The organism is Bacillus sp. XT-2 (genome assembly GCF_025696525.1).
GTDB classification, from domain to species: Bacteria; Bacillota; Bacilli; order Bacillales; family Bacillaceae; genus Bacillus; species Bacillus halotolerans.
The window spans coordinates 643,248-670,055 of record NZ_JAHVOC010000001.1; the positions used below are offsets into that span (position 1 = coordinate 643,248).

Here is a 26,808-nt window from a genome sequence, read left to right on the forward strand (position 1 = left end):
ACTTACAAATGGTGAATGAAAAACGCCTGCTGGAAGAATTTTTAGAGCTTGTTCAAATCGATTCAGAAACGAAGCACGAAGCTGAAATCTGCAAAGTGCTGAAACAAAAATTTTCTGATTTAGGTGTAGATGTAAAAGAAGACGATACGATGGGTATCACTGGCCACGGAGCAGGAAACCTGATCTGCACATTAAAAGGAACGAAAAAGACAGATACAATTTATTTTACATCTCATATGGACACAGTCGTACCCGGAAACGGCGTAAAACCGGTTGTTGAGGACGGGTATGTTAAAACAGACGGCACAACAATTTTAGGCGCCGATGACAAAGCGGGATTGGCTGCCATGTTTGAAGCAATTAAAGTGCTCAAAGAAGAAAACATTGAGCATGGCACGATTGAATTCATCATCACTGTAGGTGAAGAATCAGGTCTTATCGGGGCAAAGGCGCTTGACCGTTCCATGATGACAGCATCCTACGGTTATGCTCTTGATTCAGACGGAAAAGTCGGCAATATCATTGTTGCGGCACCGACTCAGGCGAAGGTAAGAGCGGCGATTTACGGTAAAACTGCACACGCCGGAGTTGAACCAGAAAAAGGTATATCAGCGATTACAATCGCAAGCAAGGCCATTTCAAAAATGCCTTTGGGCCGCATCGATGAAGAAACAACAGCAAACATCGGCCGATTTGAAGGCGGCACACAAACAAACATTGTGTGCGACGAAGTTCATATTCTCGCTGAAGCCCGTTCTTTAGTTCCAGAAAAAATGGAAGCGCAGGTTCAAAAAATGAAAGCTGCTTTTGAAGAGGCGGCAGCTGATATGGGCGGACGTGCAGAAGTTGAAATCGAAGTCATGTATCCAGGGTTTAAATATCAAGATGGCGACCAAGTCGTTGAAATCGCGAAAAAAGCGGCAGCGAAAATCGGACGCACGAGCGAGCTGCAAACGAGCGGCGGCGGAAGCGACGCAAACGTAATCGCAGGCCACGGCATCCCAACGGTCAATCTTGCTGTCGGGTATGAGCAAATTCATACGAAGAACGAAAAAATGCCGATTGAAGAGCTGGTGAAAACAGCAGAAATGGTTGTTGCTATTATTGAAGAAGCAGCAAAATAATGAAGAAAAACCCGAGTGCGGATCTGGCATTCGGGTTTTTTTTCTGACAGTCAGCGCCATTGTCGAAGCGGCCAAAATAACACGTCTTGTTTTTTGGCATAATGAAGCAGCGGTTCTGAGTCTGGTAAAGTGATTTCGTGAGCATCAGCCACTGTATTGATTGAAAACTGGGCCTCGGCTCTTTGAAGAAGCCAAGGATGATGGTGAATGTCCTCATAATAGAGCTTGTCATGATGGGCGGTGTAGAGTCTGTAGCGCTCCGTCAGCCAGTAATCAAGCGAATCCTCTTGCGCTGTAAAAGGCGCAGAGAGCGGCCGGTACTTGGCGCCGAATTCTGCTTTTCCGGCGTCTCTCCGTTTGCTTCTATATTCCATATCAGCGTAAAAATAAGGCAAATGAAAGAAAGTCCGTGCACCTTGAACTGCCAGCCGATGATCAGCATCTAAGCTGAAGAAATAAATGCCCGGCTTGCCTTTATAGGTGACATAAGTGCGCAGGTTAAGCTCTGGAAAGGACTGGGCTCCGGGAATAGGAGGGAGAAAACGCGCGCGAAGGTTTGTGAGCATAAAGGGAAGCACGCTGACCCAAGCTTGTCCGTTATATGTATCTATGTCCAATAGCGGCGGAATCTTAGCTCGAAGGGTAGAGTAATTAACCGGCCAATGAGCAAATAAGACATCATTCCATGTTTGTTTCATGATCCAAATTCCCTCAGGCACAGAAATATTTTTTTGTTGAGACTGTTCCGTCACGACACCAGCTCCTTTCCTTTGGATGTGAGTAAAGGTATTCCCGATTTTCTTCTTTTTAAACGGATGCAGGTTCTAAAAAGTGATGGAAATAAAAAAACAACTCCGAACAAAAGCCGGAGTTGTTTTTTTATTTCACCGGCTCTGTAAGAGCGGCTGTTTTTTTATGTTTATGGTGTGTCATCTGAAGTACGACGTTTTGCACTGTCAAGAACAGGCCGCTGGTGAACCAGTACAGCGGAAGGGCCGCAGGTACATTAAGCGAGAAAATCGTCATCATCACAGGGAAGATAAACACCATTAGCTTTGCAGATTGCTGCGCTGCCGGATTTTGCGGGACAGCGGAATATTTCGCACTCAGCTTTTGAGCGACATAGGCTTGGACAAAATACATAATCCCTGCACTAAGGGACACGAGAATATCAGATTGTCCTAAACTGAACCATAGAAACGAGTGCGACGCAATTTCAGGTGTTGAACGAATTGCGTAATAAAACCCAATCATAATCGGAAACTGAATCAGCATTGGAAGACAGCCCATCGCAAGCGGGTTGATATTATGCTCCTGATACAGCTTCATCATTTCCATTTGAAGTTCTTTCTGCTTTTCCGGGTCCTTTGTCTTTTTGATTTTGGCTTGAATGCTGTCTACTTGCGGTTTAATGACTGCCATTTTCTCTTGGAACACACGCTGTTTTTTAAACTGATTGACAAACAAAGGCAGTACCACAACGCGCACAATAACGGTTACAAGAATGATAGACAACCCGTACTCTCCGTGAAACAGTCCGGCAACGCCTTTCAGCAGCGAGGAAAACGGCTCAATTAAATAGTCGTGGAAAAAACCGACGTTACCGAGACCTCCCACCTGATTTGTTGCAGCAAAAGCTGCGTTGCCCGAGCATAATACGATCAAAAAGGCCCCTAAAGCCAAAAGTTTCTGATATGTTTTTAACAATTTGTTCTCCTCCTTTTTATAAATGCGGTTTATAAAAGAAGGGAACTGACGTCTTCATCATCATTCACAGGTGAATTCATGCGGAAGACTTTACGTATCCAAGTTGTAATGCGATGATATATAATAATAAGAAAGTCTGTTCGGTTTATTCGAAAGGCCGTCTGATGTTCATCTGTTCGTTTTGATTTCCACTGCTCGCCGGCACGGCACTCTCGCAAGAGAAAAGCAATCCCGATGGCGGTCAGAGCCGGAAGAATAATTGTGAAAAAATCGACTAAGAATAAAACGTCATTTATCGATTCCACAAACATTGTAATCACATCCATTCAATACCTTCATTTTACTATATGTACAAGCCGTTGTCTAATGAACGGAAAGGAGATATGTTTATGCCGGGGAAGGGCCGAATTATTTTCCATATTGATATGAACAGTTTCTATGCATCGGTGGAAATGGCATATGACCCGGCTCTCCGAGGAAAGCCGGTTGCAGTTGCCGGAAACGTCAAAGAACGCAAAGGCATCGTTGTCACATGCAGCTACGAAGCAAGGGCGCACGGCGTGAAAACAACCATGCCGGTTTGGGAAGCAAAGCGTAACTGTCCTGAGCTCATCGTCCTTCCGCCGAACTTCGACCGCTACAGAAGCTCTTCAAGAGCGATGTTTAGCATCCTCCGTGAATATACAGATTTGGTGGAGCCTGTATCCATCGACGAAGGCTATATGGATATGACGGATACACCATACAGCCGCAATGCCTATGAGACGGCAAAAGAAATACAAAGCAGACTGCAGAAAGAGCTGCTGCTTCCGTCAAGCATCGGAATTGCCCCTAATAAATTTCTCGCTAAAATGGCATCCGATATGAAAAAACCGCTTGGGATCACCATCCTGAGAAAAAGAGAAGTGCCTGATATCCTTTGGCCTCTCCCAGTTGGAGAAATGCATGGCGTAGGCAAAAAGACGGCGGAAAAACTGAACGGGCTCAGTATTGATACGATTGGAGATTTAGCAGCCGCTGACGAACACTCGCTAAAACGGCTGCTCGGCATCAACGGGCCCCGTCTAAAAAATAAAGCGAACGGCATTCACCATGCTCCTGTTGATCCGGAGCGCATTTATGAATTTAAAAGCGTAGGCAATTCATCCACACTTTCTCATGATTCTGCCGATGAGGATGAGCTGTTAGCTGTTTTTCGCAAACTGTCCGCATCAGTTAGCGACCGTTTGCAGCGTAAGGAAGTAATGGCTTCAAAGCTGTTTATTATGATCAGATATGCGGACTGGAAAACCATTACGAGAAGCATCACACTGAAGAATCCGATAGATCAAAAAAACGAAATATATAATGAAGCAGAACATCTCTTCTTTAAGCATTGGAACAAAAACCCCATCAGGCTGCTCGGTATTACCGGAACGGATTTGGTAGAAAAAGAGCAGGCCTATAAGCAGCTCGATTTGTTCAGCTTTACAGAGGATGCGAAGGATGAACCGATTCAGCAGATGATGGAAAAACTGAATGAAAAGTACGGCTCCAAGCTGATCAGAAAAGGTGCAAAGGTTAAAAAAGACGAGAGCAAAACAAGCGGGACAAGCTTTAATAAAGATTTTTTTCAAGATGAAAAGAAAAGCTGAATGTCTTGAAATAAGGGGGTGAAGTATGGTAATTTCAATAGTATAAATATCATTTTATTTTAATGTAAATTTTAAAATGGTTAAACGTTTGCAGAAGGGACGTTAGAATATGTCAAAACAACAAATCGGAGTTATCGGACTTGCGGTAATGGGTAAAAATCTGGCTTTAAATATTGAAAGCCGAGGATTTTCTGTTTCTGTTTACAACAGATCAAGCAGCAAAACCGAGGAATTTTTGCAGGAGGCTAAAGGCAAAAACGTTGTTGGCACCTACAGCATTGAAGAATTTGTTCAATCCTTGGAAACACCGCGCAAAATTTTGTTAATGGTTAAAGCGGGAACTGCTACAGATGCGACAATTCAATCTCTTCTTCCTCACTTAGAGAAGGACGATATTTTAATTGACGGCGGAAATACATATTATAAAGATACACAGCGCCGAAACAAAGAGCTTGCTGAAAGCGGCATTCATTTTATCGGCACAGGCGTTTCAGGCGGAGAAGAAGGAGCGCTTAAAGGGCCTTCTATCATGCCTGGCGGACAAAAAGAAGCTCATGAACTTGTGAAGCCAATTCTTGAAGCAATTTCTGCAAAAGTTGACGGTGAGGCGTGTACGACATATATCGGTCCGGACGGTGCCGGCCATTATGTAAAAATGGTGCACAACGGTATTGAATACGGGGATATGCAGCTGATCTCTGAATCTTATTTCATCCTGAAGCAGGTACTCGGTCTTTCAGCTGATGAGCTTCATGAAGTATTTGCTGAATGGAATAAAGGCGAGCTTGACAGCTATCTGATCGAGATTACTGCTGATATCTTCACGAAAAAAGATGGAGAAACAGGCAAACCGCTTGTTGATGTAATTCTTGATAAAGCGGGTCAAAAAGGAACAGGAAAATGGACAAGCCAAAGTGCACTTGACTTAGGTGTTCCGCTTCCGATTATCACTGAATCTGTATTCGCACGTTTTATTTCAGCGATGAAGGATGAGCGTGTGAAAGCAAGCGGCCTTCTTTCAGGGCCTGAAGTGAAGCCTGTTACAGAAAATAAAGAAGAGCTGATCGAAGCAGTCAGAAAAGCGCTGTTCATGAGCAAAATCTGTTCTTACGCCCAAGGATTTGCCCAAATGAAAGCAGCTTCTGAAGAATACAACTGGGATCTCAATTACGGTGAAATCGCTATGATCTTCCGCGGCGGCTGCATCATCCGCGCGGCATTCCTGCAGAAAATCAAAGAAGCTTACGACCGCGATCCTGAGCTTGATAACCTGCTGCTTGACAGCCACTTCAAGAACATTGCAGAAAGCTACCAAGGAGCGCTTCGCCAAGTGATTTCACTTGCAGTTGCCCAAGGTGTGCCGGTACCTTCATTCTCAAGCGCACTAGCTTATTATGACAGCTATCGCACAGCCGTGCTGCCTGCAAACTTAATCCAAGCGCAGCGTGACTACTTCGGCGCCCATACTTATGAGCGCACAGACAAAGACGGTGTCTTCCATACTGAATGGATGAAATAATGATGTAAAAATCCCGCAGCCTGACAGCTGCGGGATTTTTTTGAAATAGAGTGCCGACGAAAGGATGTATATTTTGCCTGTAAATGAGTATCTACTTGAAAATTTTCCTGGTTTACGACTTATGCCTCCTTTGTTTTATAACTGGCAGATCGGAATCCGGTTTGAAATAGGTGTAGGGTATAATGTGAACGATGCCTATCTACACAGCCCTTATGTAGATAACGCATATAAGAGAGCTGTCACTTTATTTAAATCTCTACATGCCGAAGATGATGATATATTTGTTATAGCTGATGCTGTTGGTTTTGAAGGGAGAAGGGGATATAAGAGCAAATTGCATATTTTCTCACGGTACATTCGAGAAAAAGCTGTGTTGAAAAAACTGCAGCACATTGCTGTCTCTTATACTTGTTCTGATGATGATGATAAAACGCATAGATTTTTTCTGAGGTGTAAAGCTGGTGATGTAAGATATATTTCAATGCTGAGAGCGATATGTAATCAAGATATGGGGATAAAACCAAGCATTTCTCAAGATATTTACTTTATCAATATAAAAAAGAGAACCATTTTTCATCTTTATGATGATCAAGGCTGCGATATTTTAGCTGCTGCAGCTGAAACAATACGGGATATGTATGAAACATATAACAGTTGGATATTAGATTACGACAGAGAGAAAATCAATTGTCTTTTTGAGCCGCTTAGAAGCAGAGAGCTTGGTACATCAATAAAAGGCTGAAAATGCTTTACAAGCACTTTCAGCCTTTTTCTTTATATATTCCACCAATGCAAGCCGTCTTTCGCCAAAAGATCATCTGATTCTTTTGGACCCATAGAACCTGCTTCGTAGTTTGGCGATAGGGTTTTGTTGGCTGCCCATGTTTCAGAAATGGAATCGACAAAGCTCCAAGAAAGGGCCACTTCATCCCAGTGTGCGAAGTTCGTCGCATCGCCAAGAAGACAGTCGTGAATCAATTTTTCATATGCTTCAGGAGTGTTCAGCTCATCATTGCAATTGCTGCAGTAATCCAGTTTGATTGGCTGCGCGTGTGCTGCCCCTCCGAGTTTTTTAGCGTTTAAGTACAGTGTAATGCCTTCGTCAGGCTGAATATGAATGACGAGTAAGTTCGGATTCATGTTGTTTTCATTGCCGTAGTACAGGTTCATCGGAATGTCCTTAAATTGAACGACAATTTTTGTAGACTTTTCTTTCATTCGTTTTCCGGTACGAATGTAGAATGGAACACCAGCCCATCTGAAGTTGTCGATCAGAAGCTTTCCAGAAACAAAGGTTTCTGTATTTGAGTCAGGAGCGACGTTATCTTCATCTGTATAAGCAGGGACTGGCAGACCGTCAATTTCACCGGCTTGATATTGTCCGCGCACAAAATACTCATCCACTTCGTCTTTTGCAATAGGGCGGAGGGCTCTCAGCACCTTCACTTTCTCGCTGCGAATTTCTTCTGTGTTCAGTTTAATCGGTGGCTCCATTGCGAGAAGCGCAACCATTTGCATAATATGGTTTTGGACCATGTCGCGAAGGGCGCCTGATTTTTCGTAATATCTAGCACGGTCTTCAACACCAAGTGATTCGCTTGATGTGATTTGGATATTTGAGATGTAGCGATTTGTCCATAGCGGTTCGAAAATCGCATTGGCAAATCGAATGACCTCAATATTCTGCACCATTTGTTTTCCTAAATAGTGATCGATTCTGTAAATTTGATCTTCTGTAAATGCTTCACGAATTTCTTGATTTAATGCTTGCGCGCTTGGCAAGTCATGGCCAAACGGCTTTTCAATCACAAGGCGGGACCAGCCTGTAGTTGCTGTAACACCTTCTGATTTTAATGTCTTTGCAATTGTCCCAAAGAATTCTGGGGCCATTGCCAAGTAGAACATTCTGTTGTTCGGGATTTGATATGTATCTTCCAGCTGGTTGAGCAGTACGTTAAGCTCTTGATAAGAACCAGGGTTTGTCACGTCAAACGGGTGATAATAGAAATGAGACGTGAAATCATCTATATGTTTATCAGCAGCTGAGGAAATAGATGTTTTGACGGTTTGGCGAAGATCCTCATTGGACCAAGGTCTTCTTCCGACTCCTACAACTGCAAACTCTTCTCCGATTTGCCCGTTTTTATATAAACGGTGAATGGACGGATAGAGTTTTCGTTTTGCTAAATCTCCCGTTGCACCGAATATGACAATTACTGCTTTTGGTTGTTGGTTTGTTTTCACTAAAAGTACCTCACTTTATTCGAAGCTTTATTTTAGTACCCCGCATATTTCCTTCATTTTAAATCTAAAATTCAACGAAAGCAAACATTTAAGACCTTTTTTTGCAGAATGGCGCAAAAATATTTCTAGAACGAAAGGATTGCCCGAATCAGAGGCAAGATTCACATTTTACGCATGATCCTGTATTCTTGTAGGTAACTAGTTCTAGTAGGAGGAAGGAAATGTGGAATTACTTTTTTTAGGGACGGGAGCCGGAATTCCCGCTAAGTCGAGAAACGTGACGTCGATCGCATTAAAACTGCTTGAAGAAAGGCGATCTGTATGGCTGTTTGACTGCGGGGAAGCCACACAGCATCAAATTTTACATACATCAATTAAACCTCGAAAAATAGAAAAAATCTTCATTACTCACATGCACGGCGATCATGTATACGGTCTTCCGGGGCTTCTTGGCAGCCGTTCTTTTCAGGGCGGTGAGGACGAGCTGACGGTTTACGGACCGAAAGGCATCAAGGCCTTTATTGAAACAAGTCTTGCCGTCACGAAAACTCACCTAACATATCCGCTTGTGATACAAGAGATTGAAGAGGGAGCCGTATTTGAGGACGACCAGTTTATCGTCACAGCTGCATCCGCGATTCATGGTGTAGAGGCCTTTGGGTACCGCGTACAAGAAAAAGATGTGCCTGGTTCTTTAAAGGCGGCGTTATTAAAGGAAATGAATATTCCGCCGGGACCTGTATATTCGAAAATGAAAAAAGGTGAAACTGTGACACTTGAAGACGGACGCATCATAAACGGGAAGGATTTTCTGGAGCCTCCTAAAAAGGGGAGAGCTGTCGTGTTTTCCGGGGATACGAGAGTGAGCGATAAGATAAAAGAGCTTGCGCGGGACTGTGATGTGCTTGTGCATGAAGCCACCTTTGCTAAGGATGATGTGAAGCTTGCTTTTGATTATTTTCACAGTACAACAGAACAAGCAGCTGTAACAGCAAAAGAAGCTGGGGCGAAGCAGCTCATCTTAACTCATATCAGCGCAAGATATCAGGGAGAGGCCTCTTTGGAGCTTCAGAAAGAAGCGGCAGCCGTTTTTCCGAACAGCATCACGGCTTATGATTTCTTAGAGGTACAAGTTCCAAGAGGCTGAGAAGGTGTTTGACAATCTGTTATTTAGCTGTATAATAAAACGTAATCATTACGCTTTATAAGGAGATGTTAAACATGAGAGTAAATGTTACTTTGGCTTGCACTGAAACAGGGGACAGAAACTACATCACAACCAAAAATAAACGCACAAATCCTGATCGTTTAGAGCTGAAAAAATACTCACCGCGGTTAAAAAAATATACCCTTCATCGCGAAACAAAATAATAAAAGACCCGGCTGCTTTAGCCGGGTTTTTTGTTTAATTGACTGCCTGGTACAGCGGGGCGGCCTGCTGGCAGGCCGCACACCAAACATCATAAATCGCCAGATGGACGATATGAGGTTCATCATGATGAATGTTATGTGAGCTGTTTTTAGCTTGTATCCAGCCGCTTTGATCGGATAGAGACAAAATGCTGCTATGCAGGTTTCTCCAGTCCTCTTCACCGGCGGCGAATTTCTCAGTGCGTTCACCTGATGACAGGACAATAAGCGGCATGTTCCCTAAATGGACTTGCTGCTGTTTGAACTGCCGCAGACTTTTCGAAAAGTCTGCATGTGTCTCCTCGAGCATCATCTGCTTTCTGTATGCTGTATGCATTTCTTCAGGAATAAATGTAAAGCCGCCATTGCCGTAATCTCCTAAAGCGGGATCAAGGAGCACCATGCCGATAATATCCTGTCGGTTTTTACAGGCCCATAAACTGCTGATAACCGATCCGTATGAATGTGAAACAGCCAGATAAGGCGGTCTTATACCTGCTGCCTTAAGCAAGCTTTCTAATTCTCTCACCTTTTGGTCGGCTGTTCGTTCTGCCTTGCTTTGTCCGCTTTTCCCAATGCCCGCTCTATCATATGTGAATATGCCAAATTCGTCATCAATGTCCGCTGTTAGTGGTTTCCACGTCTCTGAAGAAGTGCCATAGCCGGCTTCAAAGACAATGGTTACACCGCTAAATCCTTTTCGGTGTTTTGTATGAAATTCACAACCGTCAACCGTATAGGTCCTTTCGATCCATGCTGCACTCATTGGAGTCATCTCCTCTAATTGGTTCTACTAGGGAGACGGAGAACGTCAGCTGATCGTTTCTCCAAAAATAAAAAAAGAGATATCCGGCGGCGGAGCCGCGGATATCTCGAATCTCAAGATTACCAGCCTCTTTCGTATTGAACAGGGGCTTGAATATCTGTATTGAGCTGTTTTGCGGCAGTTCTTGCAAAGTAAGGATCGCGTAATAGCTCTCTGCCGATAAAGATGAGGTCTGCACGGTTATTTTGAAGAATTTCTTCAGCCATTGAACCATTTGTAATCATTCCGACAGCACCAGTCGCCATATCAGCCTGTTCTCGGATTTTCTCGGCAAAGCTGACCTGATAGCCAGGGAATACGTTAATGTCTGCATGAACAAGGGCACCTGAGCTGCAGTCAATTAAGTCAACGCCCTGCTCCTTCATCCATTTTGCAAAACCGATATGATCAGCGATGTCTAAGCCTTTGTCTGTATAGTCAGAAGCCGATACACGGACAAATAAAGGACCGTCCCACACTTGTTTGACTTCATCAATGATTTCTCTTAAGAAACGGTAGCGGTTTTCTGGTGAGCCGCCGTATTCATCTGTGCGATGGTTAGAAAGCGGAGATAAAAATTCATGAATTAAGTAACCGTGTGCCGCATGAATCTCAATTACATCAAAGCCTGCTTCTTTTGCACGGGCAGCCGCTTGTTTGAACTCCTGCACGGTTTCTTTCACTTTTTCAGTTGTCATTTCAACCGGCGTGCTTGATTGCTCGTCAAACGCGATCGCAGACGGAGCGAAAATATCTCCTTCAAGCTCTGCTTTACGTCCTGCGTGGGCAAGCTGAATTCCGATTTTTGAGCCTTGCGCTTTTACCTGCTCAGTCAGCTTTGCGAAACCTTCGATATGCTCGTCGCTCCATATCCCTAAATCTTGGTCTGTGATTCGTCCTTGAGGATTTACCGCTGATGCTTCCACAATAATCAATCCGACCTGGCCGACTGCGCGCGTTATGTAGTGAGCCATGTGGAACGGCTGTAATTTTCCGTCCTTTTCGTGAGAAGAGTACATGCACATTGGTGACATCACAATGCGGTTTTTTAACGTTACATCTTTAATCGTAATAGGTGTGAATAATTTTCTGGCCATTTCTTTCGCCTCCCGTAAGGTTTTTAGAGATTGATTATAACAAGTCATTTCTTTCACGTCATATAAACTGCTCAAACGATCCGAATTTGTCAAACATTTCTGTATAATAGACAGGGAATCATTTTATTTTTTAGGATCAAATCGTTTTTATACATAGGAGGGCGGAAATGATGAATTGGCAGACTAAGGATGATTTGCTTACCCTTTTAACTTCTCTTGTCCAGTATGAAAGTGTCACCGGTTCAAAAGGGGAGGCCGCACTTGCAGAATATCTTTATTATCTTTTAAAGGACAAGCCTTATTTTCAAAATAACCCTGATCATGTAACACTCCATCCGATGGAAGACGGCAGAACGTTTTTGACAGCGCTTGTCAAAAAGAAAGATGTCAAACAGACGGTGCTCTTGCTGAGCCATTTTGACGTCGTGGACATAGAGGACTACGGAGAATTCAAACATATGGCTTGTAAGCCGGCTGAGCTTTTGAACTCCTTTTTAGAGAAAAAAGAGTTGCTTCCTGAACGTGTGAGAACAGACGCGGAAAGCGGCGACTGGCTGTTCGGGAGAGGCACGATGGATATGAAAGCGGGGCTGGCTGTTCAGCTGTCGATGCTTGAGCGGGCAATGAATGGTCATTTTGATGGGAATGTGCTTTTGATTACGGTTCCTGACGAGGAAGTGAACTCAAGGGGAATGATCGAAGCCGTTCCTGCGCTGAAAGAAATGGAGAAAAAATATCATCTTACATACACTGCTTGTTTGAATAGCGAACCGATGTTTGAAAAGTTTCCGGGCGACCAGCAGCAATATGTGTATTCAGGAAGCATCGGCAAGGTTCTCGCAGGGTTTTTCTGCAAAGGGATAGAGACGCATGTCGGAGAGCCGTTTTCCGGTTTAAATGCAAATTTAATGGTTTCTGAGATCAACCGTCTGCTGGAACTGAACGTGAATTACTGCGAAATGGCTGACGGGGAAGTCACCCCGCCGCCGGTAAACTTAATGCAAAAGGACTTGAAGGAGGCATATTCCGTCCAAACACCGCATACGGCCGTTACGTTATTTAATGTACTGACAATGAAGCGCTCTGCGAGTGAGCTGCATAACATGCTGCGGAGAACCGCAGAGCAGGCGGCAGAGAAGATTTCAAACCATATTCAGCAAAAAACACGTGATTTCCAGAAGTTTGAGCCATTTCATCCAATTGAACGAACTGTCTCTGTTTTTACATTTGATGAGCTGCTTGCACGTGCGAAAAGGCGTGTCGGAAGCTCAGAAACAGAACGGGTGCTGAATTTCACTTATGCAAACAGGGGAGATCTTGGAGACAGGGATTTTTCGACTAGAATTGTATCTGAGCTCGCAGCGCTGTGTAAGGAAGATGCGCCGCTCATTGTTCTCTTTTACAGCCCTCCATTTTATCCGGCAGTGTCATCAAAGAACGATCAGGTAATCAAGAATACTGCTGGCAAGCTCATTCAATATGCAGCTGACAGGTACGGCATTGCTTTACGGGAGGTTCAGTATTTCCCAGGACTCTCGGATTTGAGCTATCTTCAGCTGGAAAAACAGGAGGTTGGTGCATACACAAGCAATATGCCGCTCTTTAACAGAGGATATTCACTTCCCAGCAGTAAAGACAAGGCGCTGTATGTCCCGGTATTAAATGTCGGCCCGGCTGGAAAAGACCCGCACAAATGGACAGAAAGACTGCATGTGCCTTATTCCTTTGAGGTGCTTCCCGACTTGCTGTCCTTTACAATCTCTGCATTATTAAAACAATCAGAAGCTGCCAGCCAGCCTTAAGATAAAAGAAGACAGAAAGCGCTTTGCCTTCTGTCTTGTGTTTTTTTCTATAAATGCTTCTCTATGGCGGCTCCGGCAAATTGCTCTTTGATTTCAGCGCTTCGTTTGGCTGTTTCTTCAATACAATGAATGATCGCTTCTTCAAAGCGGGCTTCCGTTAAAGCGCGAAGGCCTGCCTCTGTTGTTCCCCCGGGGCTCGTAATCTCCCTGCGCAGCTGTGCAGGCTGTTTTCCGCTTTGACGAAGCATGTCTGTAGCGCCGGCCATTGTCTGCAGGATCAATTTTTTAGCCGTTTCCTCCTCTAAACCGACCGTTTGCGCCGCTTTTTCCATCGCTTCGATATAGCGATACAGGTAAGCGGGACCGCTGCCTGCTATCGCGGTAACGGCATCAAGGTGCAGCTCCTCAACCAATGTGGCGTCTCCGATTGTTTCTAGCAATGCTGTAGCCGCCGTGATATCGTCTTGGCTTGCTTCAGCGCTTACGGAAAATCCGGTTGCTGATTTTCTGATGGCAGCTGAAGTATTCGGCATCACCCGTATGACAGCAAGCTTTCTGCCGAAATAATGCTGAATGGTTTCGATGGTAAGGCCTGCAAGCACAGAAATGACAAGCTGATCCTTCATGTAAGAACGAATGCTGTCAATGCTCTCTGCCGCATCCTTAGGCTTAAAAGCGAGAACGACGATATCTGTTTGTGTGAAAAACTCGCTCTTATCCCTGCATGGACGCACGCCGTACATTTCCTTTAATTCATTGAGTCTCTCTTCGTTTGACCTGTTTGTGATATAAATATTTTCAGGTTTTGTAATGCCGCTTTGCAAAAAGCCGTTGATCATTGCTTCAGCCATGGACCCGGCGCCGACAAATCCTATCTTTTTCATGGATATCCTCCTTCTATCAGAACAACAAAAAACCTTTTCATCACGTAAAGGACGAAAAGGTTCGCGGTACCACCCTCATTAGCACAACTTGTGCTCAGCTCAAATCCCGTAACGCGGGAAACGTTTAGGTTTTCCTAACCGCGACTTGAGGGCAGGTTCTACAAACAAGCGGGCCGCGATACCTTTCAGCCTGGGGATATCGCTCTCTCTGGCCATTGCCTGTATACTATTCTCGTCATAGCGTTCCAATGGTTCTCATTTTAGTTGTTGTTCATTATGCAATGGGGGATAAGCTAATGTCAATAGCTTTTTCAAAAAGGGACATTCTCATACGGCAATAATGACACAGGACCGAGAAAAAGCTAAAATATGAGTAATGAATGAAGACAAGGAGCAAAAGAATGACAACTGCAGATATCATTCCGATTCGCGTCCCGACACCGTTTGCCGTCGGTGATGTCATCGTTTACTTAGTGAAAGGTGACGCGCTGACACTGATCGATGCCGGACCGAACACTAAAGAAGCAGCTGAAGTCCTAAAAGAGCAGCTTGCTAGTATACATATAGAAATGTCAGATATTGAGCAGATCGTGCTGACTCACCATCACGCGGATCATGCGGGGTTGCTTGATGTTTTTTCTGATGATATTAAAGTGATTGGACATCCGTTTAACGAACCATATATCAGCAGAGACAAGGCATTTATGGAGTGGCAAAAACATTTTTTTCAAAAGCTGCTGCCTGAGTTAGGCGTTCCATTTGATGATGTGAAAGCAGAAAGGCTCATCCGGTCGGCGTACGCATTTTCCTGTACAAGATCCTTGACCCAAACGGTTACGGAAGGGATGAAAATTGACGGGATGGGTGACTGGACTGTTCTGGAAATGCCCGGACATGCAGAGTCGCATATTGTTCTCTTTCATGAAAAGACCGGAAGAATGCTTGGCGGTGATTTGCTGCTGGCGAACAGCTCGTCTAACCCGATTCTTGAAGCGCCAAAAACGGGAGAAAAAAGATCGGAGCCTTTACTGGATTATCAGCGGTCGTTGCGGAGGCTGTCTGAACTTGCCCCGAACACAGTGTTTCCCGGTCATGGCGAGACGATTGGCAATGTACGAGCACTGATCAAGAAGCGGTTTGACAAGCAGAGCAGCCGAACCGAGGATGTGCGTCATATGCTGTCGGAAAAACCGCTTACCGCTTTTCAGGTCTGTCAGCAGCTCTTTCCTGCCGTTTATGAAAAAGAGTTGTTTTTAACGATGTCAGAAACGGTTGGGCATCTTGATATATTGGCAGCCGAAGCAGGCATCACGTCATATTGGGATGGAAATACCGCATACTTTAGAGCAATAGAGAGGTGAACAGGTTGAAAAATATAGCTGGCAAGCGTATTTGGATTACAGGTGCTTCAGGAGGGCTTGGTGAAAGAATCGCTTATTTATGTGCGGCTGAAGGAGCCCATGTTTTGCTGTCGGCAAGACGTGAGGATCGTTTGAAGGAAATCAAAAGAAAAATGACCGAGGAATGGAGCGGACAGTGTGATATTTTCCCTCTGGATGTCTCCCGTCTTGAAGATATCACCCTCGTCCGTGATCAGATCGGTCCGGTTGATGTGCTGATCAATAATGCAGGCTTCGGTATTTTTGAAACGGTTTTAGACTCTACACTTGATGAGATGAAATCAATGTTTGATGTCAATGTTTTCGGTCTGATCGCCTGTACAAAAGCTGTTCTTCCGCATATGCTTGAGCAAAAAAGCGGCCATATCATCAATATTGCCTCTCAAGCAGGGAAAATTGCCACGCCGAAATCCAGCCTTTATTCAGCGACAAAACACGCTGTGCTCGGCTATTCAAACGCTTTGCGTATGGAGCTGGCGGGCACGGGCGTCTATGTGACGACAGTCAATCCAGGGCCGATTCAGACTGACTTTTTTTCTATTGCTGATAAAGGCGGAGACTATGCCAAAAATGTCGAACGCTGGATGCTTGACCCAGATGATGTGGCAGCACAAATCGCGTCTGTCATTATGACGAACAAACGTGAAATCAACCTTCCTCGTTTGATGAATGCCGGCACAAAGCTATATCAGCTGTTTCCAGCCCTTGTGGAAAAGCTGGCTGGACGGGTGTTCATGAAAAAATAAGCATGGAACTGCCTGTGTGAGGCGCCTTTTAGTGTGTTTGCAGGCAGTTTTTTATAAAGATATACATTTGTTAAAGGAAGGAGAAATGGCTGATGTCGATAAATCAAGAAACTTTGCGTAATCTGATAAAAGATCCATTTATTCAGAAATTGATTGATGCACGACCGGTATTCTGGGCTAATCCCGGCAAGAAAGAGGGGATGGTATTACAAGCGGCTGAGTGGGAAAGCGAGATAGCCGAGGCGGACAAAAGACTTCGGCGGTTTGCTCCTTATATTGCCGAGGCGTTTCCGGAAACAAAAGCTGCCGAAGGGATGATTGAATCGCCGCTTTTTGAAATACGCCATATGAAAAAGAAGCTGGAGGAAGTGTATGGCGAAACGTTTCCGGGGAGATGGCTTTTAAAGTGCGATCATGAGCTTCCGATTTCGGGATCGATTAAAGCACGCGGCGGTATTTATGAAGTGCTGAAACATGCGGAGGAGCTTGCGCTTCAAGAAGGAATGCTTAAGGAAACAGATGATTACAGCATCTTGCACGAAGAGCGGTTCACTTCATTTTTTTCACGCTATTCCATTGCTGTCGGCTCAACAGGCAATCTTGGTTTAAGCATCGGCATCATTGGCGCCAAACTAGGTTTTCGAGTGACGGTGCATATGTCCTCCGACGCTAAACAGTGGAAGAAGGATTTACTTCGCAAAAAGGGTGTCACCGTAATCGAGTACGAATCAGATTACAGTGAAGCGGTTAAAGAAGGACGGCGGCAGGCGGAACAAGATCCATTCTGTTATTTTATTGATGATGAACATTCCCGCCAGCTGTTCCTAGGATATGCGGTAGCGGCCAGTCGTTTAAAAACACAGCTCAGCTTTATGGATATCGAGCCTGGTCCTGAAACACCGCTGTTTGTGTATTTGCCTTGCGGAGTCGGCGGAGGGCCGGGCGGTGTGGCATTTGGACTGAAGCTATTGTACGGAAACCATGTCCATGTATTTTTCGGGGAGCCTACCCATTCACCGTCTATGCTCTTAGGTCTATATTCCGGCTTGCATGACCAGATCTCTGTGCAGGATATCGGCTTGGATAATGTAACGGCTGCTGACGGGCTTGCCGTAGGGCGTCCGTCAGGATTTGTCGGCAATCTGATAGAACCTTTGCTGAGCGGCTGTTATACAATTGAAGACGAAACGCTGTATACCTTGCTTCATTTGCTGGCTTTATCTGAAAATAAGCATTTAGAGCCGTCTGCGCTTGCCGGCATGTTCGGGCCTGTTCAGCTGTTTTTATCGGATACCGGGAAACACGACATGTCTGAAAATGATCTGCGTCACAGCATGAAAAATGCCGTACATGTTGTCTGGGGAACGGGAGGCAGTATGGTTCCGAAAGAAGAAATGGCTGCATATAACCGAATCGGTGCTGACTTGTTAAAAAGGTAAATTGAAAAAATAAGCAGACAGTAGGAATGTTTTCCGTTACAATCTTTGTAAGCGTTTGTTTAAAGCTACAGAGAGTCAGGTGTAAACAGTGAAAAATAAAGAGCTTAATTTACATACTTTATATACACAGCACAGCCGGCAGTCTTGGTCAGGATTTGGGGGCCATTTGTCGATTGCTGTTTCTGAAGAAGAGGCAAAAGCTGTTGAAGGGCTGAATGATCATCTATCCGTAGAGGAAGTGGAGACGATCTATATTCCGCTTGTTCGCCTGCTTCATTTGCATGTCAAGTCCGCTGCCGAACGAAATAAGCATGTGAATGTCTTCTTGAAGCACCCTCATTCAGCCAAAATTCCGTTTATCATCGGCATTGCCGGCAGTGTCGCTGTCGGGAAAAGCACGACAGCGCGGATTTTGCAGAAGCTGCTTTCACGTTTGCCGGATCGGCCCAAGGTCAGCCTGATCACGACAGACGGCTTTTTATTTCCTACAGCTGAGCTGAAGAAGAAAAACTTGCTGTCAAGAAAAGGATTTCCTGAAAGCTATGATGTGAAAGCGCTCCTCGAATTTTTGAATGACGTAAAGTCAGGAAAAGAAAGAGTAAAGGCCCCGGTCTATTCTCATTTAACCTATGACCGTGAGGAAGGTGTGTTTGAGGTTGTAGAACAGGCTGATATCGTGATCATCGAAGGAATTAATGTTCTTCAATCGCCGACCTTGGAGGATGACCGGGAAAATCCCCGCATCTTTGTTTCCGATTTCTTTGATTTTTCAATTTACGTAGATGCGGACGAAAGCCGGATTCTTACCTGGTATTTAGAGCGTTTCCGCCTTCTTCGGGAAACGGCCTTTCAAAATCCGGACTCGTATTTTCATAAATTTAAAGACTTGTCTGACCAGGAGGCTGACAAGATGGCAACCTCGATTTGGGAGAGTGTCAACCGCCCTAATTTATATGAAAATATTTTGCCGACTAAATTCAGGTCAGATTTAATATTGCGAAAGGGAGACCGGCATAAGGTAGAAGAAGTGTTAGTGAGAAGGGTGTGATCATGATGCACCATATTGAGCTGTATGTCTCCGACTTGGAAGCGTCTAAGCGGTTTTGGGGATGGTTTTTAGCAGAGCTTGGCTATAAAGAGTTTCAAAAATGGAGTTCCGGCATCAGCTGGAAGAAAGATCACTTTTACCTTGTGATTGTTCAGGCAAAAGAAGAATGTCTAGAGCCGAAATATCACAGGTGCCGTGTCGGGCTGAACCATCTCGCGTTTCATGCTGAATCCAAGCTTCAAGTCGACCTGATGACTGAAAAATTGATAGCAAAAGGCTATCGTGTGCTGTACCGAGACCGGCATCCTTTTGCCGGAGGAGACGGGCATTATGCAGTCTATTGTGAGGACCCTGACCGGATTAAGGTAGAGCTCGTTGCCCCAAGCGGTTAATCGTTTTGGTCTTCGGACATGCTGTTAAGCTTTTTTTCGATTCGGTCCAGCTGTGCTTTACGGTTTTTCGCATATGTAGAGCCGATCACAGCCGCCGAGATAACAGCGGCAAACATGAAAAATACGATCAGCTGAAACATAATATCACCTATATTCATATTTCATCACCTCGTTTTTGCGGGAGAGAGCGATTCTCTCCCCTCTTCTTGTGTTAAAGCGGCTTCCCCAGTCCGGGTTGCTGCTCAGTGATTTCCGCTTTCATCCTCCGATAGGCAAACACTAAAAACGGCAGGCCAAGCAGGGTGATGCCGCTAAGGACAGAAAAAATGGAACTTGGATGCCCGGCGCCAAATATATCGATACATAAGCCGCCTGCCCAAGGGCCAATCACATTCCCAAACTGCGAAAAGCCGATCGCTCCGAAATACGTTCCTTTTAATCCGGGTTTTGCAATCTGGTCTACAAACAAATCCATCATACAGAATAAGAGCACTTCTCCAACTGTAAATGCAACCACAATGATAACAAGTGAAGAAACGCCGTGTGACATGGTAAGGATCATCATGCTGGCGCTGATCATGATATTGCCGAGCATCAGGGAGCAAAGCGGCGAAAACCGTTTACCAAGGTAGACGATGGGAAACTGTGTTGCCAAAACAACAATTGCGTTTAATGTCAGCATCCAGCCGTACAATTTTGTCCCATCTTCGATAAAAGGATTTTGCGCCATATATTGCGGGAATGTAGAGCTGAACTGCGAAAAGCCGAAGATGGATAGTGTAATGCCGATAAGAGCAACTGTAAAAAGACGATCCTTTTGCGTTACCATAAACGCTTCCCGAACGTTCATATTTCTGGATTGTTCTAATGTCGCGGGTGGATGCTTTTTAAATTGGATGGCAAGGATCACACCGTACATCCCATAAATCACTGCGGGCACCAAAAAAGGAGCGGTAGATTGTGATGAACCAAAGTACAGACCCAGCACAGGGCCGAAGACAACGCCGATATTAATGGCTGCATACCGTAGATTAAAAACCAGCAATCTTGTTTTTTCTTCTGTCATATCTGACAGCAAAGCTTTTGATGCAGGTTCAAACAGTGATTTACAAAGTCCGTTTAACGCATTTACCACAAAAAATACCCAGAGGTGAGAAGCGGCCGCAAACCCTGCAAACACCAGCATCCAGCCGAAAATGGATACAAGCATCATGTTCTTTCTGCCGAATTTGTCCGAGATATATCCGCCATAAAAGCTTGCAATGATACCGACTGATGAGCTCGCCGCAATGACAAGCCCCGCGTAGGACGCTGATGCGCCTTGGACAGCTGTTAAATAAATCGCTAAAAACGGAATGCTCATCGATGTTGCCATTCTGCCGAAAATGGTTCCGATAATAATTGTCCAGCTGATTGGGTGGATATCTTTCCATGTCTTCATGTTTATTGTTCTCTCCTGTTAGTAAGATCTTTTTCTATCATACATGAAAAAATTTCCTTATCCAACGGAGGATTAAATATTTTTACTTACCGGTTTATATGGGAGTGTTATGTGTGCGCAGGATGACCTTTGTTTTTTGAATGGTTCATGTTTCACGTTGACGATGGCGTTTACGCCGTTGAGTGGAGGGTGAAGTACACGGATTTTTGTTCGGCGCTTATATCATGAAAGTGCAATTCTCATTGAGCAGGAAATGCCCGGGCAGTTTAAAGACATCAGGAAGGCGGGAGAAGCAAACGGATTTCCGTTTAAAGACGTTGACCCATCAGGCTGTAGCTCATATCGGCGTGGTTCCTGAAATGCTGAGTGAGACCGGGCATCAGATTAAAGTTTATGCTGACGGGCTTGAGCGCCCCTATATGAGAAGGGGCGCTTCCCGTCGATATCAGCCGCGTCCCTTCTGGCCATACGAAAACAGATATAAGAAATTTCTCCAACAATGAAGGTGCATGTGACTAAGAAAACAGCCCTTGGTTTGTGACGTAGTCATAAATGATATCCTCTATATGCGCATGCAGGTCCTCGTCTGGATCTTCATTTTGTCTTTCCTCTAAAGCAGCTTTCAGGCTTTGTTTTTCATACGGGCTTAACGGATCAATGGCAACATTTCGGCCGTATTGGCGCAATGCCTGTCCCAACATTTTTTCGACAAATTTCTCCATATTGACTCTCCTATCTTTATGCTCGCTTTCATTCTACTAAAAGTTTTACCTCTCTCAAACCCTTGCATCATATTTTCTGTCAGACAAGAATCATTTACCAGTATAAATCGAACTTATTTTCGCATATAATACGAAAGCGAACATAAGTTCTTTTTAGAGGTGTGTATGATGAAAGAAAAAGTGATTTTTCTCGTTGACATGCAATCGTTTTATGCATCTGTAGAGAAAGCGGAAAATCCACATTTAAAAAATCAGCCGGTGATTGTTTCGGGTGATCCGGAAAGGCGGGGCGGAGTCGTATTGGCTGCATGCCCGCTGGCGAAACGAAAAGGGGTAGCCAATGCCTCACGCCTGTGGGAAGCGCAGGAAAAGTGTCCTGAAGCTGTTGTGCTCCGGCCTCGTATGCAGCGGTATATTGATGTATCGCTGCAAATCACCGCCATTTTAGAGGAATATACAGATCTTGTGGAACCCTATTCCATTGACGAGCAGTTCATGGATATCACAGGCAGCCAGAAGCTGTTTGGGGCGCCCGAGGAGATTGCCAAAAGCATTCAGGACAGAATCATGCGGGAGGTCGGCATTTATGCCCGGGTCGGAATCGGCCCTAATAAAGCGCTTGCCAAAATTGCGTGTGACAATTTTGCCAAAAAGAATAAGAACGGTATTTTCACGTTAACGAAAGAAAATATGAAAACCGAGATGTGGCCGCTTCCGGTGGGGAGTATGTTTGGCGTCGGGAGCCGGATGAAACATCATTTAAATCGAATGGGCATCAGCACGATCGGCGGGCTTGCGGTTTTTCCGCTCGAGCTTTTAAAAAAGAAATGGGGCATTAACGGACACGTGCTGTGGATGACGGCGAACGGAATCGACTATTCTCCTGTGTCAACCGCATCGCTGGACGGACAAAAAGCGATTGGCCACGGAATGACACTCCCGAAAGACTATGAACACTTTGACAAAGAAATAAAGGTCGTTCTGCTGGAGCTGAGTGAAGAGGTATGCAGGCGAAGCCGAAACGCCGGGTTGATGGGGCAGACGGTTTCGGTGAGCTGCAGGGGGGCTGACTTTGATTTGCCGACCGGCTTCAACCGGCAAGTGAAGCTGGCGGAACCGACCAATTCTACGCAGGATGTGTACCAGGCTGTATGCAGACTGTTTCTCAAGTTTTGGGACGGGAAGCCTGTCCGCCGCCTCGGGGTCAATCTCTCTCAGCTCTCATCTGATGAAGTATGGCAGCTTAATTTATTTCAGGATTATGCAAAGAAGATGCGCCTCGGCTATGTGATGGACGGGATTAAAAACCGGTTCGGCGACACGGCGATCATCAGGGCGGCCTCACTGACAGCGGCAGGCCAGGCGTTTGAACGAGCGGCTAAAATAGGAGGGCATTATAAATGAATGAGCATTTAAAAAGAGGCAATCTGCTGTGGGAAGGAAGCCGGATGTTTCTGCCTGAACATAAACAAAGCCTGCTTGAGAGAAAACGCCATAAACAGAAGCTGCAAAGGCCAATCCTTGATTCGGATAAGCTGGAGGAGATGAACCAAACGTTTTGCATGGCAATGGAATTTGCTCAGGATATTACTGTCAGCTGCTTTCAAGATGGCGAAATTGTCACCTGCAGCGGGAAAATCTGCCGCTATGAAGAATTTGAAAAAACAGTGTGGATAAAAGGGGACGCCGGCAAGCTCTGTAAGCTGAGACTTGATCAGGTGCTTGATATTTTTCTGTAAATGTTCCCCCTCCTGGGGGGAGAACTAGATGTGAAAATAGCAAACATTGTTCCGTCAGCAGTCTGGAAACGTATGATACAGAAAAGAAGGCATTTACAATTCCAGTCAGGCAAAATATAATTTTTATATTGTGAGAAAAAAGAGACATTCGTTTTGCCAGACGGAGGGAGATCAAAGCGTAATGGATATTCGAACAATCACGTCTTCAGATTATGAAATGGTAACGTCTGTAATGAATGAATGGTGGGGCGGCAGGCAGCTGAAAGAAAAGCTCCCGCGATTATTTTTTGAACATTTTCAGGACACCAGCTTTATCACACATGAACATAAGAGCATGACTGGATTTTTAATCGGATTTCAATCGCAATCAGATCCTGTAACGGCATACATCCATTTTTCCGGTGTGCATCCGGATTTCAGAAAAATGCAAATTGGAAAACAATTATACGATGTGTTTATTGAAGCAGTTAAGAAGAGGGGATGCACCCGGGTAAAGTGCGTGACGTCCCCGGTAAATAAGGTGTCAATCGCGTATCATACAAGACTGGGTTTTGAAATTGAAAAAGGCGGCAAAACAGTGAATGGCATCTCAGTATTTGCAAATTACGATGGACCGGGCCAGGACAGGGTTCTTTTTGTGAAAAACATATGAGGAGGAACCGCTATGGATTTTTTGTCAAAAACACCTGAGCCTCCTTATTATGCTGTTATCTTTTCTTCTGTCAAAAGTGAAAATGACGAAGCATATGGAGAAACAGCAGAGCGGATGGTGTCGCTTGCGGCGAGCCAGCCCGGATTTTTAGGTGTGGAAAGCGTTCGCGAAGCGGATGGAACCGGCATCACAGTTTCCTATTGGGAGAGTATGAACGCAATCAATCATTGGAAGCATCACACCGAACACCAGGCAGCGAAAGAAAAAGGAAAAAGCGTATGGTATGAATCGTATGCGGTCCGCGTCGCCAAAGTCGAGAAGCAGCGGCTGTTTTCAGGAGAAAACAAATGATTGCATTTCTTCAGCATAAGGAAGAGGATGTATCGCATGAGATTATTGACGTTCAAAAGCCAGCTTATGTAAAAGAAGCGGAGCTTATCGGTTTTGACGGAATCCCTGCTTTACACGAAAAAGCCGAGGATATCAGAGCCTCACAGGAGCGATTTGCGGGATACCGGGAAGACGGGAAACTGCTCGGTGTCATTTCATACGAGAAGTTTATGCATGAGCTGACTATTTGCAGGCTTGTTGTGCATCCAGACGGTTTCAGAAAAGGCATCGGACGAGCACTCGTGCAATTTGTTATTGACCAGAACGAAGACGCTGAGAAAATCGAGGTAGTAACAGCCGAGAAAAACAACCCGGCCGTATCGCTGTATACGCAAGCAGGATTTGTAAAGACGAAAACCGTCAAAGCGTCAGAGGGGCTTTTGCTGTCAGTCTTTCATCTCTATCCGAAAAGAAAGGTTGAAGTCGTTCACTACAATGAAGAATGGGCAAGGCTGTTCAGTGAGGAAAAAGATCGTCTGAAGCTTGTGCTCGGCCCGGAGATCATTGACGTGCATCATGTCGGAAGCACATCGATACCAAATATGGCGGCAAAGCCGGTCATTGATATCCTGATTGCAGTAAAGGATATCGCGGCCGTGAACCAATATGATTCGAAAATGGCGGAGCTCGGCTATATGCCGAAAGGAGAAAACGGCATTATTGGCAGACGCTATTTTCAAAAGGGCGGAAATAAGCGTACCCATCATGTCCATATTTATGAGGGAGGGCATCCTGCTATTGAAAGGCATTTGGTGTTCAGAGATTATCTCACAGCTCATCCGGAAATAGCGAATGAATACGCCGCGCTCAAAAAACAGCTGGCGGCCCAGTACCCGGACAATATCAAGCAGTACATACAGGGAAAAACCGATTGGATCAAGGCTGCAGAAGAAAAAGCGAAGCGGTGGAAAAAAGGCAGAAACAATGCGAACGGACGCGTGGTGTGCTACAATAGCGAAAATGAAAAAAACGGGGGTTTCACTTTATGAACATTCATGTGACAGATGCAGCAAAACAGGCACTGCAGCAGGCGCTTGACGCCAACCCGGGAAAAAAGGCACAGCTCCGTTATGACGCTGAAGGATGCGGCTGCGCAGTAAGCGGTGTACCGACCATCTGGGTGACAGAGGAATTAGCGGGACAGTGTGAGCAGCTGGAAACGAACGGCATTCCGCTATATATCCAGTCGTCGCAAAAAGTGTTTTTTGACGATCAAATGACAATCGATTACAATGAAAAAGCCAAAACGCTGGCGCTGAAAAGTCCGGCTCAAATGCTCAGTCCAAGAATGAGCATATTAGTAAAGTAGGGAGACACGAAACGTGGAACAAAAGCTGAAGTCAATTAAGAATACAGCACAGAATAAAACGTGGGTATCCTTTCTGAACAAAAACCATCCCTACACCCTGCTGCATTGGTCAATCGGAGGAGCGCAATCCGTCGAGAAGGATGTTTGGCTTTTGCAGGATGAAATGACATTTGAAGCGCAGGAGTTTACTACGATAGACCTTGCGATTGAATGGATCAGTGAAAATATGGATGGCATCACCGACGTTTTATGATGGAAAAGCGAAAGGCCGAAAGGGGCCTTTCGCTTTTTACGTTATTTTGTCTAAAAAGGCTTGCACGGTTTTTCGATACGTGTCCCGGTTTTTTGTATACGACATGGCGTGTTCTCCAGCTTCAGCAATATAGAGTTCCTTTGGACCGGGCTTTTTTTTATAAAGCCGCTCGGTTGCAGAAACAGGAATATAATCATCGTGCCTGCTGTGAATAAAGAGGACCGGCTTTTCGATCGTTTCGATGACGGCAAGCGGAGATACATCGCGTGCGCGGTAGCCGTCCCTGAACCGCAAAAAGGAGTCGGCAATGGGAAGAATCGGCCAGGAAGGCAGCCGGTATTCCGCTTTCAGACGATACGCAAGCTGTTCCTCGAAGCTTGCAAACGGGCAATCGGCAATATAAAAATCAGCGCCATCGTCAGGATGTGCGCCTGCATACAGCAGAGCAGTCACTGCTCCCATTGATTCACCATGAATTCCGACCAATCCGCGGTTACAGGTTTTGTCTTTGACCCATTTGACGACCTCGTTTAAATCATCCTTTTCATAAAAACCATAGCTTGTAGTCTTTCCGCCGCTTTGTCCGTGCCGGCGATGATCGTAAATCAGCACATTCCAGCCGAGATCAAGAAATAAATCCATATATTTGACAGAATTCAATACATTCACGGTCACACCGTGGCAGATGACCATTGTATTTGATGTATCGTGTGGTGCAACATAGTAGCCTTTTATATCATATCCGTAAGCCGATGGAATCACAAAAGCCGTTTTCTCCATGCGTTCAAACGATTCAAATACATCATGCCCGTCATCTGTTTCTCTTTTCATAATCTCTTCGTCGGTTTTTTTCTTTATGAACATAATGATATTTGTGAAACAAATACCGATAGCAGCTACAGCTGCCAAGACAGCGCCGACGGCTAAAAGGAATCTTTTCAAAAGACACAGCACCTTTCAACTCTATTATGGATAACCTTCTAAAACCATTATACCTAAACGCTGCTGAGCCGGCAGAAAAATATGACAGCGTTTTTCCGAAGAGAGTCTG

At 45.0% G+C, this 26,808-nt stretch carries 29 protein-coding genes and 1 pseudogene; 19 read left to right on the forward strand and 11 right to left on the reverse strand.

Translation table 11 applies throughout. From position 1 onward, the window contains the following. Positions 1-8 precede the first annotated feature (8 nt). Entirely contained in the window at positions 9-1,124 is a 1,116-nt protein-coding gene (locus KXD37_RS03485; RefSeq protein ID WP_106020070.1) for a tripeptidase T, read from the forward strand. Positions 1,125-1,174: 50 nt separating this feature from the next. Here KXD37_RS03485 and KXD37_RS03490 read toward each other — a convergent pair whose 3' ends face one another. The 3 genes from KXD37_RS03490 to mifM form a co-directional block, all read right to left on the reverse strand. Continuing rightward, positions 1,175-1,876 (reverse strand): YqjF family protein, encoded by a 702-nt coding sequence (locus tag KXD37_RS03490; RefSeq protein ID WP_188323122.1) that lies wholly within the window; start codon positions 1,874-1,876, stop codon positions 1,175-1,177. Between the two features lie 127 nt (positions 1,877-2,003). After that, positions 2,004-2,831, reverse strand: a complete 828-nt coding sequence (locus KXD37_RS03495) for a membrane protein insertase YidC (protein ID WP_024121969.1) — start codon at positions 2,829-2,831, stop codon at positions 2,004-2,006. Between the two features lie 29 nt (positions 2,832-2,860). Further along, positions 2,861-3,148, reverse strand: coding sequence for a membrane protein insertion/folding monitor MifM (gene mifM / locus KXD37_RS03500; RefSeq protein ID WP_101861174.1), 288 nt, complete (start codon positions 3,146-3,148; stop codon positions 2,861-2,863). A 72-nt stretch (positions 3,149-3,220) separates the two neighbouring features. Between mifM and KXD37_RS03505 the strand changes: the two genes are divergently transcribed. The 3 genes from KXD37_RS03505 (at position 3,221) to KXD37_RS03515 (ending at position 6,726) form a co-directional block, all read left to right on the forward strand. Further along, positions 3,221-4,465, forward strand: coding sequence for a DNA polymerase IV (locus KXD37_RS03505; protein WP_024121967.1), 1,245 nt, complete (start codon positions 3,221-3,223; stop codon positions 4,463-4,465). 109 nt (positions 4,466-4,574) lie between these two features. Beyond that, positions 4,575-5,984: an NADP-dependent phosphogluconate dehydrogenase gene (gndA, locus tag KXD37_RS03510; protein WP_188323121.1), complete on the forward strand. Its 1,410-nt coding sequence runs from the start codon at positions 4,575-4,577 to the stop codon at positions 5,982-5,984. Between the two features lie 64 nt (positions 5,985-6,048). Then, positions 6,049-6,726, forward strand: coding sequence for a DUF3885 domain-containing protein (locus KXD37_RS03515; protein ID WP_255003408.1), 678 nt, complete (start codon positions 6,049-6,051; stop codon positions 6,724-6,726). 32 nt (positions 6,727-6,758) lie between these two features. Here KXD37_RS03515 and zwf read toward each other — a convergent pair whose 3' ends face one another. Further along, positions 6,759-8,228, reverse strand: coding sequence for a glucose-6-phosphate dehydrogenase (gene zwf, locus KXD37_RS03520; RefSeq protein ID WP_010334843.1), 1,470 nt, complete (start codon positions 8,226-8,228; stop codon positions 6,759-6,761). 223 nt (positions 8,229-8,451) lie between these two features. On the opposite strand from zwf, the gene rnz reads away from it, so the two are divergent. Both rnz and rpmG read left to right on the forward strand, forming a co-directional pair. After that, a complete protein-coding gene (rnz, locus tag KXD37_RS03525; protein ID WP_255003405.1) occupies positions 8,452-9,375 on the forward strand; it encodes a ribonuclease Z in 924 nt (307 codons plus the stop codon). A gap of 74 nt (positions 9,376-9,449) precedes the next feature. After that, the gene (gene rpmG, locus KXD37_RS03530; protein WP_003226511.1) at positions 9,450-9,599 is read left to right on the forward strand and encodes a 50S ribosomal protein L33; all 150 of its coding nucleotides are present in this window, start codon (positions 9,450-9,452) and stop codon (positions 9,597-9,599) included. A 34-nt stretch (positions 9,600-9,633) separates the two neighbouring features. Here the strand turns inward: rpmG and KXD37_RS03535 are convergent, their stop codons facing one another. Continuing rightward, entirely contained in the window at positions 9,634-10,404 is a 771-nt protein-coding gene (locus KXD37_RS03535; protein ID WP_254517714.1) for an alpha/beta fold hydrolase, read from the reverse strand. A gap of 119 nt (positions 10,405-10,523) precedes the next feature. Further along, on the reverse strand, positions 10,524-11,540 hold the full coding sequence (gene namA, locus KXD37_RS03540) for an NADPH dehydrogenase NamA (protein ID WP_255003398.1): 1,017 nt from the start codon (positions 11,538-11,540) through the stop codon (positions 10,524-10,526). Positions 11,541-11,710: 170 nt separating this feature from the next. Here namA and KXD37_RS03545 point away from each other — a divergent pair, with 170 nt between their 5' ends. Next, positions 11,711-13,342: a M20/M25/M40 family metallo-hydrolase gene (locus KXD37_RS03545; RefSeq protein WP_127696794.1), complete on the forward strand. Its 1,632-nt coding sequence runs from the start codon at positions 11,711-11,713 to the stop codon at positions 13,340-13,342. A 47-nt stretch (positions 13,343-13,389) separates the two neighbouring features. Here the strand turns inward: KXD37_RS03545 and proC are convergent, their stop codons facing one another. Then, positions 13,390-14,226, reverse strand: coding sequence for a pyrroline-5-carboxylate reductase (gene proC, locus KXD37_RS03550; protein WP_106020065.1), 837 nt, complete (start codon positions 14,224-14,226; stop codon positions 13,390-13,392). Positions 14,227-14,627: 401 nt separating this feature from the next. On the opposite strand from proC, the gene KXD37_RS03555 reads away from it, so the two are divergent. From KXD37_RS03555 to KXD37_RS03575, 5 genes are all read left to right on the forward strand, one after another. Continuing rightward, positions 14,628-15,587, forward strand: coding sequence for an MBL fold metallo-hydrolase (locus KXD37_RS03555; protein WP_024121959.1), 960 nt, complete (start codon positions 14,628-14,630; stop codon positions 15,585-15,587). Positions 15,588-15,592: 5 nt separating this feature from the next. Beyond that, positions 15,593-16,372 (forward strand): SDR family NAD(P)-dependent oxidoreductase, encoded by a 780-nt coding sequence (locus KXD37_RS03560; RefSeq protein WP_106020064.1) that lies wholly within the window; start codon positions 15,593-15,595, stop codon positions 16,370-16,372. Between the two features lie 92 nt (positions 16,373-16,464). Beyond that, the gene (gene dsdA, locus KXD37_RS03565; RefSeq protein ID WP_106020063.1) at positions 16,465-17,811 is read left to right on the forward strand and encodes a D-serine ammonia-lyase; all 1,347 of its coding nucleotides are present in this window, start codon (positions 16,465-16,467) and stop codon (positions 17,809-17,811) included. An 88-nt stretch (positions 17,812-17,899) separates the two neighbouring features. Then, positions 17,900-18,859, forward strand: coding sequence for a type I pantothenate kinase (gene coaA, locus KXD37_RS03570; protein WP_127696795.1), 960 nt, complete (start codon positions 17,900-17,902; stop codon positions 18,857-18,859). Positions 18,860-18,864: 5 nt separating this feature from the next. Then, entirely contained in the window at positions 18,865-19,251 is a 387-nt protein-coding gene (locus KXD37_RS03575) for a VOC family protein (RefSeq protein WP_127696946.1), read from the forward strand. On the opposite strand, the gene KXD37_RS03580 is transcribed toward KXD37_RS03575, so the two are convergent. The 3 genes from KXD37_RS03580 to KXD37_RS03590 all read right to left on the reverse strand — a co-directional run bounded on the left by KXD37_RS03580 (position 19,248) and on the right by KXD37_RS03590 (position 21,414). After that, complete coding sequence (locus tag KXD37_RS03580; RefSeq protein WP_024121954.1) at positions 19,248-19,409, reverse strand: hypothetical protein; 162 nt, start codon at positions 19,407-19,409, stop codon at positions 19,248-19,250. The two genes, KXD37_RS03575 and KXD37_RS03580, sit on opposite strands and share 4 nt — an antisense overlap. A gap of 53 nt (positions 19,410-19,462) precedes the next feature. Next, entirely contained in the window at positions 19,463-20,692 is a 1,230-nt protein-coding gene (locus tag KXD37_RS03585) for an MDR family MFS transporter (RefSeq protein WP_127696796.1), read from the reverse strand. 515 nt (positions 20,693-21,207) lie between these two features. Then, positions 21,208-21,414, reverse strand: coding sequence for a YqzH family protein (locus KXD37_RS03590; RefSeq protein WP_010334838.1), 207 nt, complete (start codon positions 21,412-21,414; stop codon positions 21,208-21,210). 165 nt (positions 21,415-21,579) lie between these two features. Between KXD37_RS03590 and KXD37_RS03595 the strand changes: the two genes are divergently transcribed. From KXD37_RS03595 to KXD37_RS03625, 7 genes and pseudogenes are all read left to right on the forward strand, one after another. Continuing rightward, a complete protein-coding gene (locus KXD37_RS03595) occupies positions 21,580-22,818 on the forward strand; it encodes a DNA polymerase IV (RefSeq protein ID WP_151175125.1) in 1,239 nt (412 codons plus the stop codon). Further along, positions 22,815-23,153 (forward strand): YolD-like family protein, encoded by a 339-nt coding sequence (locus KXD37_RS03600; protein WP_127696799.1) that lies wholly within the window; start codon positions 22,815-22,817, stop codon positions 23,151-23,153. Before KXD37_RS03595 ends, KXD37_RS03600 begins: the two co-directional genes overlap by 4 nt. 181 nt (positions 23,154-23,334) lie before the next feature. Next, positions 23,335-23,805 (forward strand): GNAT family N-acetyltransferase, encoded by a 471-nt coding sequence (locus tag KXD37_RS03605; protein WP_188323118.1) that lies wholly within the window; start codon positions 23,335-23,337, stop codon positions 23,803-23,805. A gap of 12 nt (positions 23,806-23,817) precedes the next feature. Next, a pseudogene (locus tag KXD37_RS03610) lies at positions 23,818-24,175 on the forward strand (antibiotic biosynthesis monooxygenase family protein). After that, a complete protein-coding gene (locus tag KXD37_RS03615) occupies positions 24,153-25,184 on the forward strand; it encodes a bifunctional GNAT family N-acetyltransferase/GrpB family protein (protein ID WP_188323117.1) in 1,032 nt (343 codons plus the stop codon). The pseudogene KXD37_RS03610 and the gene KXD37_RS03615 overlap by 23 nt, the downstream one beginning before the upstream one ends. Further along, on the forward strand, positions 25,181-25,504 hold the full coding sequence (locus tag KXD37_RS03620) for an iron-sulfur cluster biosynthesis family protein (protein ID WP_024121945.1): 324 nt from the start codon (positions 25,181-25,183) through the stop codon (positions 25,502-25,504). Before KXD37_RS03615 ends, KXD37_RS03620 begins: the two co-directional genes overlap by 4 nt. A 13-nt stretch (positions 25,505-25,517) precedes the next feature. Continuing rightward, entirely contained in the window at positions 25,518-25,757 is a 240-nt protein-coding gene (locus tag KXD37_RS03625) for a DUF2552 family protein (RefSeq protein WP_024121944.1), read from the forward strand. A gap of 36 nt (positions 25,758-25,793) precedes the next feature. Here KXD37_RS03625 and KXD37_RS03630 read toward each other — a convergent pair whose 3' ends face one another. After that, positions 25,794-26,699 (reverse strand): alpha/beta hydrolase, encoded by a 906-nt coding sequence (locus KXD37_RS03630; protein ID WP_151175122.1) that lies wholly within the window; start codon positions 26,697-26,699, stop codon positions 25,794-25,796. Positions 26,700-26,808 lie beyond the last annotated feature (109 nt).